General features: G+C 39.6%; 13 protein-coding genes. All 13 read right to left on the bottom strand.

What is annotated here, in order from left to right:
- Window positions 1–39 precede the first annotated feature (39 nt).
- Complete coding sequence (locus ACAM22_RS02750) at window positions 40–324, bottom strand: GIY-YIG nuclease family protein (RefSeq protein WP_369606925.1); 285 nt, start codon at window positions 322–324, stop codon at window positions 40–42.
- Window positions 314–1,063, bottom strand: a complete 750-nt coding sequence (locus ACAM22_RS02745) for a tRNA1(Val) (adenine(37)-N6)-methyltransferase (RefSeq protein ID WP_369606924.1) — start codon at window positions 1,061–1,063, stop codon at window positions 314–316. Before ACAM22_RS02745 ends, ACAM22_RS02750 begins: the two co-directional genes overlap by 11 nt.
- Before the next feature lie 52 nt (window positions 1,064–1,115).
- A complete protein-coding gene (locus tag ACAM22_RS02740) occupies window positions 1,116–1,478 on the bottom strand; it encodes a S1 RNA-binding domain-containing protein (RefSeq protein WP_000689591.1) in 363 nt (120 codons plus the stop codon).
- Window position 1,479: 1 nt separating this feature from the next.
- Entirely contained in the window at window positions 1,480–2,880 is a 1,401-nt protein-coding gene (locus ACAM22_RS02735) for a bifunctional Cof-type HAD-IIB family hydrolase/peptidylprolyl isomerase (protein ID WP_369606923.1), read from the bottom strand.
- A gap of 81 nt (window positions 2,881–2,961) precedes the next feature.
- The gene (locus ACAM22_RS02730; RefSeq protein WP_369606922.1) at window positions 2,962–3,465 is read right to left on the bottom strand and encodes a GNAT family N-acetyltransferase; all 504 of its coding nucleotides are present in this window, start codon (window positions 3,463–3,465) and stop codon (window positions 2,962–2,964) included.
- 199 nt (window positions 3,466–3,664) lie between these two features.
- A complete protein-coding gene (gene rpsR / locus ACAM22_RS02725; protein ID WP_000068664.1) occupies window positions 3,665–3,904 on the bottom strand; it encodes a 30S ribosomal protein S18 in 240 nt (79 codons plus the stop codon).
- 31 nt (window positions 3,905–3,935) lie between these two features.
- Entirely contained in the window at window positions 3,936–4,406 is a 471-nt protein-coding gene (ssbA, locus tag ACAM22_RS02720; protein WP_261026331.1) for a single-stranded DNA-binding protein SsbA, read from the bottom strand.
- An 11-nt stretch (window positions 4,407–4,417) separates the two neighbouring features.
- The gene (rpsF, locus tag ACAM22_RS02715; protein ID WP_045612061.1) at window positions 4,418–4,708 is read right to left on the bottom strand and encodes a 30S ribosomal protein S6; all 291 of its coding nucleotides are present in this window, start codon (window positions 4,706–4,708) and stop codon (window positions 4,418–4,420) included.
- Between the two features lie 163 nt (window positions 4,709–4,871).
- Entirely contained in the window at window positions 4,872–10,922 is a 6,051-nt protein-coding gene (locus ACAM22_RS02710; protein WP_369606921.1) for an LPXTG cell wall anchor domain-containing protein, read from the bottom strand.
- A gap of 38 nt (window positions 10,923–10,960) precedes the next feature.
- On the bottom strand, window positions 10,961–16,402 hold the full coding sequence (locus tag ACAM22_RS02705; protein WP_369606920.1) for a YSIRK-type signal peptide-containing protein: 5,442 nt from the start codon (window positions 16,400–16,402) through the stop codon (window positions 10,961–10,963).
- A gap of 270 nt (window positions 16,403–16,672) precedes the next feature.
- On the bottom strand, window positions 16,673–18,019 hold the full coding sequence (gene asnS, locus ACAM22_RS02700; protein ID WP_261027731.1) for an asparagine--tRNA ligase: 1,347 nt from the start codon (window positions 18,017–18,019) through the stop codon (window positions 16,673–16,675).
- Window positions 18,020–18,038: 19 nt separating this feature from the next.
- Window positions 18,039–19,217 (bottom strand): pyridoxal phosphate-dependent aminotransferase, encoded by a 1,179-nt coding sequence (locus ACAM22_RS02695; RefSeq protein ID WP_261027717.1) that lies wholly within the window; start codon window positions 19,215–19,217, stop codon window positions 18,039–18,041.
- The gene (locus tag ACAM22_RS02690) at window positions 19,214–19,702 is read right to left on the bottom strand and encodes a DUF5590 domain-containing protein (RefSeq protein WP_369606919.1); all 489 of its coding nucleotides are present in this window, start codon (window positions 19,700–19,702) and stop codon (window positions 19,214–19,216) included. The genes ACAM22_RS02695 and ACAM22_RS02690 overlap by 4 nt, the downstream gene beginning before the upstream one ends.
- Between the last annotated feature and the right edge of the window lie 134 nt (window positions 19,703–19,836).

The following is a 19,836-nucleotide window of genomic DNA, read 5'->3' as shown; positions in this document are numbered from 1 at the left end:
TGCTTTGAGCAACCTACGGCTAGCTTCCTAGTTTGCTCTTTAATTTTCATTGAGTATAAGTAAATTTCTATCTTGATTTTCAGATAAAAATTGCTCCTTCTGTGGTCGCTTCTTACGCTTGAGAAGGGCTTCTGCTGACATGGCTTCTTCCTTACTGGCAAAACCTTGAGCATAGATAAGTTTGACTGGCAAGCGTGCTCGTGTATATTTGGCTCCCTTCCCACTATTATGAACAGCGAGGCGTCTCTTCACATCAGTCGTATAGCCTGTATAGTAGGATCCATCACAGCACTCCAGCACATACATATAAGCCTTATGATCCATAATAAATCTCTTCAAGTTCAGTCGTATAAGAGCCATCATCATTGTGAACAATGAGAGGTGGCAATACCTTAAAGCCGCTTGTTGAACCATCCTTGATAGCCTCAATCAAAAGCATATTGGCTTCCTTTTCCTTTTTGGGATAGACAAATTGCAGGCGCTTAGGAGCTAGATTATGCCGTTGTAACGTATCCAAAATATCCAGAAGTCGATCAGGACGATGAACCATAGCCAACCGTCCATTAGACTTGAGAATACTCTGGGCACTACTACAGATTTCTTCCAAATTAGTCGTGATTTCGTGTCGAGCCAAGAGATAATGTTCACTCTCGTTCAGATTAGAATGAGGATCCACCTTGAAATAGGGCGGATTACACAAAATCATATCCACCTTACTTCCCTGGATGTAAGCAGGCATATTTTTCAAATCATCACAGATGACCTCCATCTGTTCTTCCAAACCATTCAAACGGACAGAGCGTTCAGCCATATCCGCCAAACGTTCCTGAATCTCAACAGCCAAAATCTGTGCCTGAGTCCGAGTGCTAGCAAATAGCCCCACTGCTCCATTTCCAGCGCAGAAATCCACTATCAAGCCCTTTTTAGGAAAACGTGGAAAGCGTGACAAGAGAACACTATCCACCGAATAGCTAAAAACCTCTCTATTTTGAATGATTTTAATATCTGTCGAAAAGAGCTGGTTAATGCGCTCCCCTGATTTTAATAATTGTTCTTCTTCCATGTTCTTATTATATCAAATTTATATTAACATTACAAAAGATAGAGATTTCTAACTAGTGCTTCTGATTCTTCAAATGTTGAAGGGCTTCCTTAGTCCAAATTGGCATCATTCGTTTGAGAGGAGCAAAGCCATAGTTAAAACGATCGCTTGAAAAGCGTCTCCGTCTCGGAAACTGGTGCTTTTCTTCCTCTAAAGTGCGGATAGAAAGACTGGCTTTCCCTGTAAATTCATCTAAATCCACTACTTGAACTTGAACCTCTTCATCGACTTTCAAGGCTTCATGAATATTTTCAATAAAGCCTGTCCGAATTTCTGAAATGTGAATCAGCCCTGTATCACCCGTCTCTAGCTCAACAAAGGCACCGTAGGGCTGAATCCCTGTAATACGGCCCTTTAGTTTATCACCGATTTTCATCTTAGTCCTCGATTTCAATTGTTTCAATCACGACATCTTCAACTGGCTTGTCCATAGCCCCTGTCTCAACAGCAGCAATATCATCCAAGACAGCGTAAGAAGCTTTATCAGCTAGCTGACCAAAAACAGTATGATGGCGGTCTAGGTGAGGGGTCCCACCTTGGTTGGCATAGATTTCTGCGATCGGTTCTGGCCAACCTCCACGAGCAATTTCTTTCTTAGAATAAGGCAGATGTTGATTTTGCACGATAAAGAACTGGCTACCGTTGGTATTTGGACCAGCATTGGCCATAGAAAGAGCACCACGGATATTGTAAAGTTCTTCTGAGAACTCATCCTCAAATGATTCACCATAGATTGACTCGCCACCCATACCAGTTCCAGTTGGGTCTCCACCTTGAATCATAAAATCCTTGATAATACGATGGAAAATGACACCATCATAGTAGCCATCTTTTGAAAGAGCTACAAAGTTAGCCACTGTTTTAGGAGCATGTTCAGGGAAAAGCTTGATACGCAAGTCTCCGTGATTGGTCTTAATAGTCGCCAACGGACCTTCTACTGTTTCAATGTCTACTTGTGGGAAATGCAATTCTTTTTCTACCATACCAAATCCTTCTAAGGCATCAAAAATGCCATCTTCTTCTAATGTTTTTGTAATATAATCTGCTTTTTCTTTGATTTTATCATGAGAAATTCCCATGGCGATGCTGATTCCAGCATAATCAAAGAGTTCCAAGTCGTTGAGGCCATCTCCAAAGACCATGACGTTCTCTGGTTTCAAGCCAAGGTGTTCCACAACTTTTTCCACACCTGTCGCTTTGGAGCCTGAAATCGGCACAATATCAGACGAATGCTCATGCCAACGAACCATGCGAAGTTTGCCTGAGAGACTGTCAGGCAAGTGCAAGTCATCTCCTTTATCTTCAAAAGTCCACATTTGATAGATATCTTCTTTTTCATGGAAATCTGGGTCTACATCTAAGTCGGGATAAATTGGATTGATAGCCTCACTAATCATATCGGTGCGAGTCGACAACTTGGCATCATGACTCCCAACCAAACCATACTCAATTCCCTCTTGCTTGGCCCAAGAGATATACTCCTCAACATCTGACTTCTCAATCTGATGTTGATAAATGATTTGACCTTTTTTATCTTCGATGTAGGCCCCATTTAAAGTCACAAAAAAGTCAGGCTTGAGTTCACGAATCTCAGGAACGACACCAAAAATCCCTCGTCCAGAAGCAATACCCGTCAAAATTCCTTTCTCACGTAATTGCTTAAAAACAGTTGGGATTGAAGCTGGAATAAAACCTGTCTTGGAATTTCTCAATGTATCATCAATATCAAAAAAGACAATCTTAATCTTTTTTGCCTTGTATCTTAATTTCGCATCCATATCACTACCTCTTTCAATCTAACTCTTTCCATTATACCATAAAGTAGCTAAATCCCACATCCCCAATAAAATCCTTATCTCTTATCCGAATTCCTTTACTAGATACAAAACCAAATCATCATTATTTTGGCTAGTTGCATTCATTTCCAAGGGTTGATTTCGATACCAGACACCTGTCCCATCTGGAATGTAGCCCCGTCTGATATACAATCTCTGGGCAGGGCCATAGCCTAAGTGCAAACCTACACCAAGAGTGACCTTACTAGAAACAACCTTGACTCGTTTTTCTGCTTCTTCTAGCAGTGGATTCCCAATCCCTTGATTTCGAAAAGGCTCAAACACATTAAAATCTGATAATTCTGGATAGACTTCTGCAAAAGGACCATGTTTAGCAGAGGGCAAAATGGTAACGTAGCCCGCTACAACACCATCAATCTCTGCAACTAAGACTTCTCTCTCCCCACTTTCCTGTTCCAGAAAATATCTAGCCAAAATTTCCTCTCTACCAGGCCAACCTTGATTCATAAATCCATGAGATAAGGATTCAATATCAGACTTAATCATATTTCTAATCGTACAATTCATCTTTGACTTACCCACCTTTACTCTTTCTATTACCATTATAGCACGCCAAGGTCAGAAAAAAACTATCTCGTTAAAAAAGACCCATCCGGGCCTTAATTCGCTTTCTTATTTCCGAGCTTATGAAAAAGAGGTCCACTGGACCCAAACTCGCTCTCTCATTTCAAAGCTCGTGAAAAAAAGACCCAACTGGGTCTTTTCTTTAATCTTCGTTTACGAAAGGCATCAAAGCCATTACGCGAGCGCGTTTGATAGCTGTTGTTACTTTACGTTGGTTTTTAGCTGAAGTTCCTGTTACACGACGAGGAAGGATTTTCCCACGTTCTGAAACGAAACGGCTAAGAAGCTCAGTATCTTTGTAATCAACATATTCAATTTTGTTTGCTGCGATGTAATCAACTTTTTTACGGCGTTTGAATCCGCCACGACGTTGTTGAGCCATGTTTTTTCTCCTTTATAATTTTAGTTGTCCATTAGAATGGTAAATCATCATCTGAAATATCCAATGGATTTGTTGCTCCAAATGGATTTTCATCACGTGAAAAGTCTGGTACTGAATTTGTAGGCGCTGAATAGCTTGCAGTTGGTGCAGAATAAGCTCCACCTGTGTGACCCTCACGCACACTACGGCTTTCCAACATTTGGAAATTCTCAGCCACGACCTCTGTCACGTAGACACGTTGTCCTTGCTGGTTATCGTAACTACGAGTCTGGATACGACCTGTCACCCCGATAAGTGAGCCCTTTTTAGCCCAGTTAGCAAGGTTTTCAGCCTGTTGGCGCCACATAACGACATTGATAAAATCAGCCTCACGTTCGCCATTTTGACTCTTAAATGTACGGTTTACTGCAAGAGTAAAAGTCGCAACTGCTACATTTGATGGGGTATAACGCAACTCAGCGTCACGTGTCATACGCCCTACAAGTACAACATTGTTAATCATAGTTTACCTTCTTACGCGTCAGTTTTGACGATCATGTGACGAAGAATGTCAGCGTTGATTTTTGAAAGACGGTCAAACTCTTTAAGAGCTGCGTCGTCGCTTGCTTCAACGTTAACGATGTGGTAAAGTCCTTCACGGAAATCTTTGATTTCGTATGCAAGACGACGTTTTTCCCAAGATTTTGATTCAACAACAGTTGCACCGTTGTCAGTCAAAATAGAGTCAAAACGTGCTACCAAAGCGTTTTTAGCTTCTTCTTCAATGTTTGGACGAATGATATAAAGAATTTCGTATTTAGCCATTGATATGTTCCTCCTTTTGGTCTAATGACCCCAAGACTTTGCAAGGGGTAAGTGAGGTTCGCTCACAATAAACTATTATACTAGAAAATATTTTTTTACGCAAGTAAAAACAGCGAAATTAAAAAAGAAGATGATGAATCATCTTCTCAAAAACTATGAGTTTTTAGTCTTCTTTTTTCTTGCGAGCAAGAAGTCCAAATCCACCTAGGGCTCCAAGAAGTCCAAGTGCTGCTAGGCTAGCATTAGCTTCTGTACCTGTGTTAGGTAATTCTTTTTGACCTTCAACATATTTAGGTGTTTCTGGTTTAGAAGGTTGACCTGGTTTAGAAGGTTGACCTGGTTTAGAAGGTTTTTCTACTTCCTTAGGATTTGGAACATAGTTAATTGGTGTATCCTCACCTGGGTTAGTTGGGATACTTGGTACTTCATAACCTTTAGTTGGATCGTTTGGATCCACTGGTTTCAACGGATTACCATCTTTATCCTTAGGTGTGTAGCCTGGGACATATGGTACTACTTCTGTTGGTTGTCCTGGTTTGGTTGGATCTGTTGGATCATTTGGATACTTGATTGGGTCTGTTGGTTGACCTGGGATATTTGGTACCCATGAACCTAGTGGTTTATATGTTACAACTTCTGTAGTATTTTCTGAGTCTGCAGTTACTTTTGTAGTTGGTACAGTTGCTTTATCAGCTAAGTACCCTTTAACTACTGGTGATTTAACTTCAGCTAAGTCTTGAGCTGGAGTCCAATCTCCGTAAGTCACTTCACCTGTTACCAAGTTGACCTTAGCTTCACGTGTGAATTTAGCCTCTTGGATAACAACTTTTGGAGTGCCGTCTTCGTTTAATACTGGAGTTCCATCTTCGTACACATAAGTGATCGTACGTGTGACTGTTTTGTTTAGATCTTTTTCTTCCAAGCCAGCTGGGTATTTAGGTCCGTCTGGGTTGTTTGGATCAACAGGTGTCCCTGGAGTTTTTGGTTGATCTGGTGTAACTGGTACAACACGTTCTTTAAGCGTTACTTTGAACTCTTGATCAGTGTCTTTATCTTTATCGAACTTACCACCTTCTGGGTATGTATTAGAAACTAATTCATATCCTTTGTTTTCAAGTTCTTTGATCTTAGCTTTTACTTCAGCTTCTTTTGTAAGTGGTGTATCTGAGTCACCTTCTTCAGTAATAGCATCAACACCTGGAATTGGGTTTCCTTTTTCATCTACGAAAGTCGTTTTAGCTTTTTGTGTATCCTTCACATAGTTGATTGGTGTATCCTCACCTGGGTTAGTTGGTACATTTGGTACTTCATAACCTTTAGTTGGATCGTTTGGATCTACTGGTTTCAACGGGTTACCATCTTTGTCCTTAGGAGTCATACCTGGTACGTATGGAAGAACTGGTTTGTCGTTGCCTGGTTTTGTTGGATCGTTTGGATCATTTGGATACTTGATTGGGCCTGTTGGTTGACCTGGGATATTTGGTACCCATGAACCTAGTGGTTTATATGTTACAACTTCTGTAGTATTTTCTGAGTCTGCAGTTACTTTTGTAGTTGGTACAGTTGCTTTATCAGCTAAGTACCCTTTAACTACTGGTGATTTAACTTCAGCTAAGTCTTGAGCTGGAGTCCAATCTCCGTAAGTCACTTCACCTGTTACCAAGTTGACCTTAGCTTCACGTGTGAATTTAGCCTCTTGGATAACAACTTTTGGAGTGCCGTCTTCGTTTAATACTGGAGTTCCATCTTCGTACACATAAGTGATCGTACGTGTGACTGTTTTGTTTAGATCTTTTTCTTCCAAGCCAGCTGGGTATTTAGGTCCGTCTGGGTTGTTTGGATCAACAGGTGTCCCTGGAGTTTTTGGTTGATCTGGTGTAACTGGTACAACACGTTCTTTAAGCGTTACTTTGAACTCTTGATCAGTGTCTTTATCTTTATCGAACTTACCACCTTCTGGGTATGTATTAGAAACTAATTCATATCCTTTGTTTTCAAGTTCTTTGATCTTAGCTTTTACTTCAGCTTCTTTTGTAAGTGGTGTATCTGAGTCACCTTCTTCAGTAATAGCATCAACACCTGGAATTGGGTTTCCTTTTTCATCTACGAAAGTCGTTTTAGCTTTTTGTGTATCCTTCACATAGTTGATTGGTGTATCCTCACCTGGGTTAGTTGGTACATTTGGTACTTCATAACCTTTAGTTGGATCGTTTGGATCTACTGGTTTCAACGGGTTACCATCTTTGTCCTTAGGAGTCATACCTGGTACGTATGGAAGAACTGGTTTGTCGTTGCCTGGTTTTGTTGGATCGTTTGGATCATTTGGATACTTGATTGGGCCTGTTGGTTGACCTGGGATATTTGGTACCCATGAACCTAGTGGTTTATATGTTACAACTTCTGTAGTATTTTCTGAGTCTGCAGTTACTTTTGTAGTTGGTACAGTTGCTTTATCAGCTAAGTACCCTTTAACTACTGGTGATTTAACTTCAGCTAAGTCTTGAGCTGGAGTCCAATCTCCGTAAGTCACTTCACCTGTTACCAAGTTGACCTTAGCTTCACGTGTGAATTTAGCCTCTTGGATAACAACTTTTGGAGTGCCGTCTTCGTTTAATACTGGAGTTCCATCTTCGTACACATAAGTGATCGTACGTGTGACTGTTTTGTTTAGATCTTTTTCTTCCAAGCCAGCTGGGTATTTAGGTCCGTCTGGGTTGTTTGGATCTACTGGAGTTCCTGGTGTTTTAGGTTGATCTGGTGTAACTGGTACAACACGTTCCTTAAGCGTTACTTTGAACTCTTGATCAGTGTTTTTATCTTTATCGAACTTACCACCTTCTGGGTATGTATTAGAAACTAATTCATATCCTTTGTTTTCAAGTTCTTTGATCTTAGCTTTTACTTCAGCTTCTTTTGTAAGTGGTGTATCTGAGTCACCTTCTTCAGTAATAGCATCAACACCTGGAATTGGGTTTCCTTTTTCATCTACGAAAGTCGTTTTAGCTTTTTGTGTATCCTTCACATAGTTGATTGGTGTATCCTCACCTGGGTTAGTTGGTACATTTGGTACTTCATAACCTTTAGTTGGATCGTTTGGATCTACTGGTTTCAACGGGTTACCATCTTTGTCCTTAGGAGTCATACCTGGTACGTATGGAAGAACTGGTTTGTCGTTGCCTGGTTTTGTTGGATCTGTTGGATCGTTTGGATATTTGATTGGAGTTGTTGGTTGACCTGGGATGTTTGGAATCCATGAACCAAGTGGTTTGTATGTTACCACTTCTGTAGTGTTTTCTGAGTCTGCAGTTACTTTTGTAGTTGGTACTGTTACTTTATCAGCTAAGTATCCTTTAACTACTGGTGATTTCACTTCAGCCAAGTCTTGAGCTGGTGTCCAATCTCCGTATGTAACCTCACCTGTAACCAAGTTAACTTTCGCTTCACGTGTGAATTTAGCTTCTTGTGTTACTGTTTTTGGAGTTCCATCTTCGTTTAATACTGGAGTTCCATCTTCGTAAACATAAGTAATTGTACGTGTTACTGTTTTGTTTAGATCTTTTTCTTCCAAACCAGCTGGGTATTTAGGTCCGTCTGGGTTGTTTGGATCAACAGGTGCCCCTGGTGTTTTTGGTTGATCTGGTGTAACTGGTACAACACGTTCTTTAAGTGTTACTTTGAACTCTTGATCAGTGTCTTTATCTTTATCGAACTTACCACCTTCTGGGTATGTATTAGATACTAATTCATATCCTTTGTTTTCAAGTTCTTTAATTTTCGCTTTTACATCAGCTTCTTTTGTTAATGGTGTATCTGAGTCACCTTCTTCAGTAATAGCGTCAACACCTGGAATTGGATTTCCTTTTTCATCTACGAAAGTAGTCTTAGCTTTTTGCGTATCCTTCACATAGTTGATTGGTGTATCCTCACCTGGGTTAGTTGGGACACTTGGTACTTCATAACCTTTAGTTGGATTGTTTGGATCTACTGGTTTAAGTGGTTGACCATTGCCATCTTTTGGAGTGTATCCTGGTACATATGGTACTACTTCTGTTGGTTGTCCTGGTTTGGTTGGATCTGTTGGATCATTTGGATACTTAATTGGGTTTGTTGGTTGACCTGGGATGTTTGGTACCCATGAACCAAGTGGTTTGTAGGTTACTACTTCCTTGATATCTTCAGAATCACCTGTTACGTTTACTACTGGTACACTTGCTTTGTCAGCTAAGAATCCTTTAACTACTGGTGATTTAACTTCAGCTAAATCTTGTGCTGGAGTCCAATCTCCATATGTAACTTCTCCTGTAACTAAATTAACTTTCGCTTCACGTGTGAATTTAGCTTCTTGTGTTACTGTTTTTGGAGTGCCGTCTTCGTTTAATACTGGAGTGCCATCTTCGTATACGTATGTAATTGTACGTGTTACTGTTTTGTTTAGATCTTTTTCTTCCAAGCCAGCTGGGTATTTAGGTCCGTCTGGGTTGTTTGGATCTACTGGAGTTCCTGGTGTTTTAGGTTGATCTGGTGTAACTGGTACAACACGTTCCTTAAGCGTTACTTTGAACTCTTGATCAGTGTTTTTATCTTTATCGAACTTACCACCTTCTGGGTATGTATTAGAAACTAATTCATATCCTTTGTTTTCAAGTTCTTTGATCTTAGCTTTTACTTCAGCTTCTTTTGTAAGTGGTGTATCTGAGTCACCTTCTTCAGTAATAGCATCAACACCTGGAATTGGGTTTCCTTTTTCATCTACGAAAGTCGTTTTAGCTTTTTGTGTATCCTTCACATAGTTGATTGGTGTATCCTCACCTGGGTTAGTTGGTACATTTGGTACTTCATAACCTTTAGTTGGATCGTTTGGATCTACTGGTTTCAACGGGTTACCATCTTTGTCCTTAGGAGTCATACCTGGTACGTATGGAAGAACTGGTTTGTCGTTGCCTGGTTTTGTTGGATCTGTTGGATCGTTTGGATATTTGATTGGAGTTGTTGGTTGACCTGGGATGTTTGGAATCCATGAACCAAGTGGTTTGTATGTTACCACTTCTGTAGTGTTTTCTGAGTCTGCAGTTACTTTTGTAGTTGGTACTGTTACTTTATCAGCTAAGTATCCTTTAACTACTGGTGATTTCACTTCAGCCAAGTCTTGAGCTGGTGTCCAATCTCCGTATGTAACCTCACCTGTAACCAAGTTAACTTTCGCTTCACGTGTGAATTTAGCTTCTTGTGTTACTGTTTTTGGAGTTCCATCTTCGTTTAATACTGGAGTTCCATCTTCGTAAACATAAGTAATTGTACGTGTTACTGTTTTGTTTAGATCTTTTTCTTCCAAACCAGCTGGGTATTTAGGTCCGTCTGGGTTGTTTGGATCAACAGGTGCCCCTGGTGTTTTTGGTTGATCTGGTGTAACTGGTACAACACGTTCTTTAAGTGTTACTTTGAACTCTTGATCAGTGTCTTTATCTTTATCGAACTTACCACCTTCTGGGTATGTATTAGATACTAATTCATATCCTTTGTTTTCAAGTTCTTTAATTTTCGCTTTTACATCAGCTTCTTTTGTTAATGGTGTATCTGAGTCACCTTCTTCAGTAATAGCGTCAACACCTGGAATTGGATTTCCTTTTTCATCTACGAAAGTAGTCTTAGCTTTTTGCGTATCCTTCACATAGTTGATTGGTGTATCCTCACCTGGGTTAGTTGGGACACTTGGTACTTCATAACCTTTAGTTGGATTGTTTGGATCTACTGGTTTAAGTGGTTGACCATTGCCATCTTTTGGAGTGTATCCTGGTACATATGGTACTACTTCTGTTGGTTGTCCTGGTTTGGTTGGATCTGTTGGATCATTTGGATACTTAATTGGGTTTGTTGGTTGACCTGGGATGTTTGGTACCCATGAACCAAGTGGTTTGTAGGTTACTACTTCCTTGATATCTTCAGAATCACCTGTTACGTTTACTACTGGTACACTTGCTTTGTCAGCTAAGAATCCTTTAACTACTGGTGATTTAACTTCAGCTAAATCTTGTGCTGGAGTCCAATCTCCATATGTAACTTCTCCTGTAACTAAATTAACTTTCGCTTCACGTGTGAATTTAGCTTCTTGTGTTACTGTTTTTGGAGTGCCGTCTTCGTTTAATACTGGAGTGCCATCTTCGTATACGTATGTAATTGTACGTGTTACTGTTTTGTTTAGATCTTTTTCTTCCAAGCCAGCTGGGTATTTAGGTCCGTCTGGGTTATTTGGATCTACTGGAGTTCCTGGTGTTTTTGGTTGATCTGGTGTAACTGGTACAACTCAAGTTCTTTAATTTTCGCTTTTACATCAGCTTCTTTTGTTAATGGTGTATCTGAGTCACCTTCTTCAGTAATAGCGTCAACACCTGGAATTGGATTTCCTTTTTCATCTACGAAAGTAGTCTTAGCTTTTTGCGTATCCTTCACATAGTTGATTGGTGTATCCTCACCTGGGTTAGTTGGGACACTTGGTACTTCATAACCTTTAGTTGGATTGTTTGGATCTACTGGTTTAAGTGGTTGACCATTGCCATCTTTTGGAGTGTATCCTGGTACATATGGTACTACTTCTGTTGGTTGTCCTGGTTTGGTTGGATCTGTTGGATCATTTGGATACTTAATTGGGTTTGTTGGTTGACCTGGGATGTTTGGTACCCATGAACCAAGTGGTTTGTAGGTTACTACTTCCTTGATATCTTCAGAATCACCTGTTACGTTTACTACTGGTACACTTGCTTTGTCAGCTAAGAATCCTTTAACTACTGGTGATTTAACTTCAGCTAAATCTTGTGCTGGAGTCCAATCTCCATATGTAACTTCTCCTGTAACTAAATTAACTTTCGCTTCACGTGTGAATTTAGCTTCTTGTGTTACTGTTTTTGGAGTGCCGTCTTCGTTTAATACTGGAGTGCCATCTTCGTATACGTATGTAATTGTACGTGTTACTGTTTTGTTTAGATCTTTTTCTTCCAAGCCAGCTGGGTATTTAGGTCCGTCTGGGTTGTTTGGATCTACTGGAGTTCCTGGTGTTTTAGGTTGATCTGGTGTAACTGGTACAACACGTTCCTTAAGCGTTACTTTGAACTCTTGATCAGTGTTTTTATCTTTATCGAACTTACCACCTTCTGGGTATGTATTAGAAACTAATTCATATCCTTTGTTTTCAAGTTCTTTGATCTTAGCTTTTACTTCAGCTTCTTTTGTAAGTGGTGTATCTGAGTCACCTTCTTCAGTAATAGCATCAACACCTGGAATTGGGTTTCCTTTTTCATCTACGAAAGTCGTTTTAGCTTTTTGTGTATCCTTCACATAGTTGATTGGTGTATCCTCACCTGGGTTAGTTGGTACATTTGGTACTTCATAACCTTTAGTTGGATCGTTTGGATCTACTGGTTTCAACGGGTTACCATCTTTGTCCTTAGGAGTCATACCTGGTACGTATGGAAGAACTGGTTTGTCGTTGCCTGGTTTTGTTGGATCTGTTGGATCGTTTGGATATTTGATTGGAGTTGTTGGTTGACCTGGGATGTTTGGAATCCATGAACCAAGTGGTTTGTATGTTACCACTTCTGTAGTGTTTTCTGAGTCTGCAGTTACTTTTGTAGTTGGTACTGTTACTTTATCAGCTAAGTATCCTTTAACTACTGGTGATTTCACTTCAGCCAAGTCTTGAGCTGGTGTCCAATCTCCGTATGTAACCTCACCTGTAACCAAGTTAACTTTCGCTTCACGTGTGAATTTAGCTTCTTGTGTTACTGTTTTTGGAGTTCCATCTTCGTTTAATACTGGAGTTCCATCTTCGTAAACATAAGTAATTGTACGTGTTACTGTTTTGTTTAGATCTTTTTCTTCCAAACCAGCTGGGTATTTAGGTCCGTCTGGGTTGTTTGGATCAACAGGTGCCCCTGGTGTTTTTGGTTGATCTGGTGTAACTGGTACAACACGTTCTTTAAGTGTTACTTTGAACTCTTGATCAGTGTCTTTATCTTTATCGAACTTACCACCTTCTGGGTATGTATTAGATACTAATTCATATCCTTTGTTTTCAAGTTCTTTAATTTTCGCTTTTACATCAGCTTCTTTTGTTAATGGTGTATCTGAGTCACCTTCTTCAGTAATAGCGTCAACACCTGGAATTGGATTTCCTTTTTCATCTACGAAAGTAGTCTTAGCTTTTTGCGTATCCTTCACATAGTTGATTGGTGTATCCTCACCTGGGTTAGTTGGGACACTTGGTACTTCATAACCTTTAGTTGGATTGTTTGGATCTACTGGTTTAAGTGGTTGACCATTGCCATCTTTTGGAGTGTATCCTGGTACATATGGTACTACTTCTGTTGGTTGTCCTGGTTTGGTTGGATCTGTTGGATCATTTGGATACTTAATTGGGTTTGTTGGTTGACCTGGGATGTTTGGTACCCATGAACCAAGTGGTTTGTAGGTTACTACTTCCTTGATATCTTCAGAATCACCTGTTACGTTTACTACTGGTACACTTGCTTTGTCAGCTAAGAATCCTTTAACTACTGGTGATTTAACTTCAGCTAAATCTTGTGCTGGAGTCCAATCTCCATATGTAACTTCTCCTGTAACTAAATTAACTTTCGCTTCACGTGTGAATTTAGCTTCTTGTGTTACTGTTTTTGGAGTGCCGTCTTCGTTTAATACTGGAGTGCCATCTTCGTATACGTATGTAATTGTACGTGTTACTGTTTTGTTTAGATCTTTTTCTTCCAAGCCAGCTGGGTATTTAGGTCCGTCTGGGTTATTTGGATCTACTGGAGTTCCTGGTGTTTTTGGTTGATCTGGTGTAACTGGTACAACACGTTCTTTAAGTGTTACTGTGAACTCTTGATCAGTGTCAACATCTTTATCAAAGACGCCATCTGTTGGATATGTATTAGAAACTACTTCATATCCTTTGTTTTGAGCTTCTTTGATTCTCGCAGCGATTTCATCTGCTTTTGTAAGTTTGTCTCCACCTTTACCTGTTTCAGAGATTGGCGTGTTACCTTCCACCTGCTTAACATTACCATCTTTGTCTTGGTAGACAAATGTTGTTTTAGCTTTTTGGATTGGTGAGTAAGTTACTACATATTCGTAATCTTCATCTGTTGCAGTTGTTGGCTGTACCGGAACTTTTTCTACACTTGCAATGTAACCTTCTTTTTGAGGTACTGTTACTTCTGGAAGATTTGTATCTCCGTTACCTACCCAATTAACGTAAATAGGCTTATCATTGGAGTCAACTGCAGCTTTACCATCAGAATTTAATTTGACAGTACCTGTATAACTTACTGTTTGTTTAGTTGGTTCAAACACCTGTTGCCCTGCAAGATTTTTAACATCGTCTGCATACACATACTTAATTGTACGGTTTACTTCTTCAACCTTAGTTTTCTTAACATATGAATAAATAACATTGTTAACATAAGCATCAGGATTCAAACCAGCCGCGGTAATTTCATCTGCAGTATATATATCACGAATCCGTTTATCACTAACATTAATAGTTCCTGCAGGACCTTTTGGAGGAATTTCAGCTAATATATAATCAACCCCAGCAATAGGTTTAACCAAATCTGGAATTTGATTCGTAACATCATATTTTTTACCTAGAATATTTTTTGTTTCATACGTACCATCTTCCTTAAGAGGTGCATATCCATTATATTCTGTCGGTATATATCCAATAATTTTACCAGTTTCTAAATCTTTTAAAGTTAAAGTAACTGCCCCAGTCTCAACAGTGGTTGAACCATTCGGTATAACACTAACTTCCCAACCATTGTTAACTTTAGTAGCAATTTCTTCTGTTTGACCATTTAATGGAGTCCCGCCTGTAACTGATAAAGTTGCGCTAGTTTTGTCATTACCAACTGTACTTCCCTTAGCAACTCGCCCTAATTCATCATATTTTATTTTTGAAAAATCATCTGAGAAGGTACGAGGTGTCAATACTTTTTCAATCCCTAGCTTATCTAAAGCCATAGAGACAGTTGAACCCTCTTGAATAACACCATCAATGACTTCTAGTTCCAATCGAGTTGGTGATTTCAATGTAGCTTTTAATGTAAAGCTTGTATCTCGGCCATCTTGGAGAATCCAAACATTATTTTGATTAGCTTGAACATTTGACCAACGGTTAGATGGCCTATATGTCACTTCTGAACTCTTAATAGAATTCTTTCCATTTCCCAATTCACGGAAATAAGTGAACTCATCATTTGGTAAATCAATTGTAAATTTAGATCCTTTGCTATAGCGAACATCAGTATCTGTATTAATAACTACAGAATCATTCTTTTTCACAAGTGAAGAGCCATTATAGTTAACACCATTGTCAGTCAACAAAGAGACACTAGTCGACTGCTTCTGAACACTCGGCTTAGTTGCTTTATGTATGTAAGTATGTTCCAGAACTTTTTGGCCATCTACCTTAATCTCCGCAGTGTATTCTGTATCCTTAGAAATTTGAGGAGCATAATATCCACTACCTGTTAAATTTTCAACAGAATATGTTGTAACCGGATAATTACTAGCTTTTTCGTTCCATTCTATTGTATAAGTAATAGTTCCTACTTCATTGGGAATAGCTGGTTGCTCTGCAAGACGTTCTTCATAAGTCATTCCATCTTTCATACGTTGAGCCCAATATGGACTTGTTGTACCTTTGTTACCTGTAGAATTACTTTGGGCAGCAGATTTCACCACACCTATCGTTGTACCATCCGCGGCTTTTATTGGTGTTCCTACCTTGAATGCATCACCAAATCCTGCTAAATTTTTTAATTCAATTTTAGTAGTATCACCCTTTTGAGTTCTAGACGTGTCAAAAGAAATTTCTATTCCCCATGCCGTTGGTGCTGAATTATCAGCATTCATAGTAATATAAGCGTTTTGAACGTTTACTACGGCTTTTCCTTCTTTTATAAGAGCTTTACCAGTATGAGTTTCAGCTAATACAGCTTCAACTTTACCTGCATGGCCTGCACGTTTCATTTCAGCATAAACTGCTTCAATTGCGGCTGAAAGACGGTTCACTTGGGCTACCATCTGATCTTTAGAAGCATCAGATGAAAGTAAACCTTTAGATGCTACTGCTTCTAACTTAACAGCAGCAATTGCAGCTGACAATTTTTGTTTAGCTTCAACATCTTTAGCTTCCTTATCTGAAAAGTTTGAAGCAACTGTTGCCATTACTTCTGCTTCTGAAGTCAATTGAGTAAGAACTGTCTTCACTTCATCTTTAGGTTTTACTGTTTCAGCTTTTTCAGATGTTTCTTTGTCAGTTTTTTCTTTAGCTACTTCTTTTTTGTCAGCTTGCTCTTTATCAGATTTTTCTGTTGCAGCTTTATCAGTAACTTCTTTTTCTGCTACAGGTTTAGCTTCTTCTTTTACTTCAGATTTTTCATCTGCTTTTACAGCATCAAGCTTTAATTCTGGAAGTTCTTCAACAACTGGTGTTGTTATGGCTGAATCAGGTTTCTGTTTATCAGGATTTGTAATTTCTGTAGCCTTTGCAGAACCAGTGTTCGTCTCATCAGCTTTGACAGCATTTGTTCCTAATAGGAGAGCAGTTCCCAATAGAACACTAGCGGCACCAAAGCTATACTTACGAATAGAAAAGCGTTGAGCTCTTCTACCATGGTATTTTCCCATTCTTGAATACATGTTTTCTCCTTTTTTAAAATATGTGTTAATTACGGAATTACACCCAAGTATTTAAACAACGCCTCCATTTCCAGCTTAATTTATACATTAAAGCAGCTACACTTAGGTACTTAATCCCTAATTTACATTATAACATTATTTCAACTAAACTGTCTACGTTTATGTACAAAATATGAGGATTTTTCTATATATATATATCAATCGCTGTTTTGTGTAATTTCATCATAAAAAATAAAAGGCCAATTTGACCTTTTACTTTTATATATTTATTTACGGTTTAATACGGTGCAACATACGTGGGAATGGGATAGCTTCACGGATGTGTTTTGTTCCTGCTGCAAAGGTTACCATACGTTCGATACCGATACCAAATCCTCCATGTGGAACTGTACCGTATTTACGAAGATCAAGGTAGAATTCATATTCTGTACGATCCATGCCAAGTTCATCCATCTTAGCGACAAGGGCATCGTAGTCCTCCTCACGCATAGATCCACCGATGATTTCTCCATAGCCTTCTGGAGCAAGCAAGTCTGCACAAAGCACGCGCTCTGGATTTCCAGGAACTGGTTTCATGTAGAAGGCCTTGATGGCTGCTGGGTAATTCATGACAAATGTTGGTACACCAAAGTAGTTTGAAATCCATGTTTCGTGTGGTGAACCAAAGTCATCACCATGCTCAAGGTGTTCGTAGTCAGCGTCTTCATCATTTTCATGCTCTTGCAAGAGGTCAATAGCTTGATCATAAGTGATACGTTTGAATGGCTCTGCAATGTAGCGTTTCAAGAGCTCTGTATCACGTTCCAAGGTTTCCAAAGCTTGAGGCGCACGGTCAAGAACACCTTGAAGAAGAGCTTTTACATAAGCTTCTTGCAAGTCAAGCGACTCATCGTGTGTCAAGTATGAGTACTCTGCATCCATCATCCAGAACTCAGTCAAGTGACGGCGCGTTTTTGATTTTTCAGCACGGAATACGGGACCAAAGTCAAAGACACGACCAAGTGCCATAGCACCTGCTTCTAGGTAAAGCTGACCTGATTGGCTCAAGTAGGCTGGCGTACCGAAGTAGTCTGTTTCAAAGAGTTCTGTTGAATCTTCTGCCGCATTTCCTGAAAGAATTGGGCTATCAAACTTCATGAAGCCGTTCTTGTCAAAGAATTCATAAGTTGCGTAGATGATCGCGTTACGGATTTGCATCACTGCTACTTGCTTGCGAGAACGGAGCCACAAGTGACGGTTGTCCATCAAGAAGTCTGTTCCGTGTTCTTTTGGTGTAATTGGGTAATCTTGAGATTCACCGATCACTTCGATGTCTGTAATATCCAACTCATAACCAAACTTAGAACGTTCGTCTTCTTTGACAATTCCTGTCACATAAACAGACGTTTCTTGGCTCAAGCGTTTGATAACATCAAACTTCTCAAGTCCTACTTCTTCACCAAATTTTTCTACAAAGTTTGGTTTAAAGGCCACACCTTGGAAGAAAGCTGTTCCATCACGCAATTGCAAGAAAGCGATTTTTCCTTTTCCTGATTTGTTGGCAACCCAAGCACCAATCGTCACTTCTTGACCAACATAGTCTTTTACATCGATAATCGTTACACGTTTTGTCATTATTTTTCCTTTTCTTTTTCTTTTATTTTTCCATAAATGCTTTCAAGCGTTTAACTGCTTCTTTAAGCGTGTCTAGGTCTGTCGCATAGCTGAGGCGCACATTTTCTGGCGCTCCAAATCCTGCTCCTGTAATCAAGGCCAGACCAACTTCTTCAAGAATAGCCGTTGTAAATGCTGTTACATCGCTATAACCTTTCATCTCCATAGCTTTTTTGACATTCGGAAAGAGATAGAAAGCTCCTTGTGGTTTTACAACTTCAAAACCAGGGACTTCACACAAGAGTGGATAGATGGTATTGAGACGTTCTTCAAATGCTTGACGCATAACTTCCACAGAATCTTGCGGTCCAGTTAGGGCTTCGATAGTTGCATATTGTGAAACAGCAGTTAGGTTAGAAGTTGTTTGACCTGTCAATTTGCTCATAGCAGCGATGATTTCTGGATCACCCACTGCATAACCTACTCGCCAACCTGTCATGGCATAAGCTTTTGATACACCGTTAATAACAATGGTTTGCTTGCGAATGGCTTCTGATAGACTAGAGATTGGTACGAACTCATTCCCGTTATAGACCAAACGACCATAAATATCATCTGCTAGGATGAGAATGTCATGTTCAACAGCCCAATTTCCGATAGCCAAGAGTTCCTCACGGGTGTAAATCATTCCTGTCGGATTGGATGGCGAATTCAACACCAAAACCTTAGTTTTATCTGTACGAGCTGCTTCTAACTGCTCTACGGTCACCTTAAAGTGATTGTCTTCCTTAGCTTGAACAAAGACTGGAATCCCTTCTGCCATCTTGACCTGGTCTCCATAACTAACCCAGTATGGAGTTGGAATAATAACCTCATCTAAAGGGTTGATTACAGCCATAAAGAAAGTATAGAGTGAGAACTTAGCACCGGTAGCAAATGTGACTTCGTTGGCTGCTACGGAATAACCATAATAACGCTCAAAATAGGTATTAACTGCTACTTTTAACTCAGGCAAACCTGAAGCTACCGTATAGAAAGAAGCACGTCCATCTCGAATGGCTGCAACAGCTGCATCTTGAATATTTTTGGGAGTATGGAAATCGGGCTGACCTAAAGTTAAGAAAAGTACATCTTTTCCTTCAGCCTTTAACTTCTTTGCTCTTGCATCACTAGCCAGAGTCACACTTTCTTCCATTTCTAAAACACGATTGGATAGTTTCATAGGCCCTCCTTATTGACCAATGCTCCTGTTTCAAAATCTACTAGATAAAAATTAGAGCCTGACTTGACTTCCCAGATTGGCTTATCTTGATAACGGCCAAAGGTAATCTTGTCAATCTCGCCAGCTCCTTTTTCCTTAGAAAGAGCTTCTGCTTTTTCTTGTGACACACCCTGATTTAGCTGATAAACGTAGATCTTATGGTCATCTTTTCCGATCAGGACAGCAAGTGCTTCTTGCTGTTTATTACGACCAAGAACGCTGTAATAAGATTCCAAGCCATTGTATAAATCAACCTGATCAGCCTGCTCTAATCCTGCATACTGCTGAGCTAATTTTTCTCCTTCACTTTTAGCTGTTTGATATGGTTTCATACTCAGAAACACTAGATACAGAAAGGAAGCACTGATAACCACAAACAAAATCGTCATCCCTAGACCATACTGCCACAGTAGATTATTTTTTGCTTTGTTTTGTCTTTTTTTCACTCGTCTATTTTACCATCTATTAAGCTTTATTACAAGTGAATGCAAGAATACTCTTCGAAAATCAAATTCAAACCACGTCAGCTTTATCTGCAACCTCAAAGCTGTGCTTTGAGCAATCTGCGGCTTGCTTCCTA

Source organism: Streptococcus sp. SN-1, from assembly GCF_041154385.1.
GTDB classification, from domain to species: domain Bacteria; phylum Bacillota; class Bacilli; order Lactobacillales; family Streptococcaceae; genus Streptococcus; species Streptococcus mitis_CT.
This window is presented reverse-complemented; position numbering and strand designations above follow the sequence as displayed.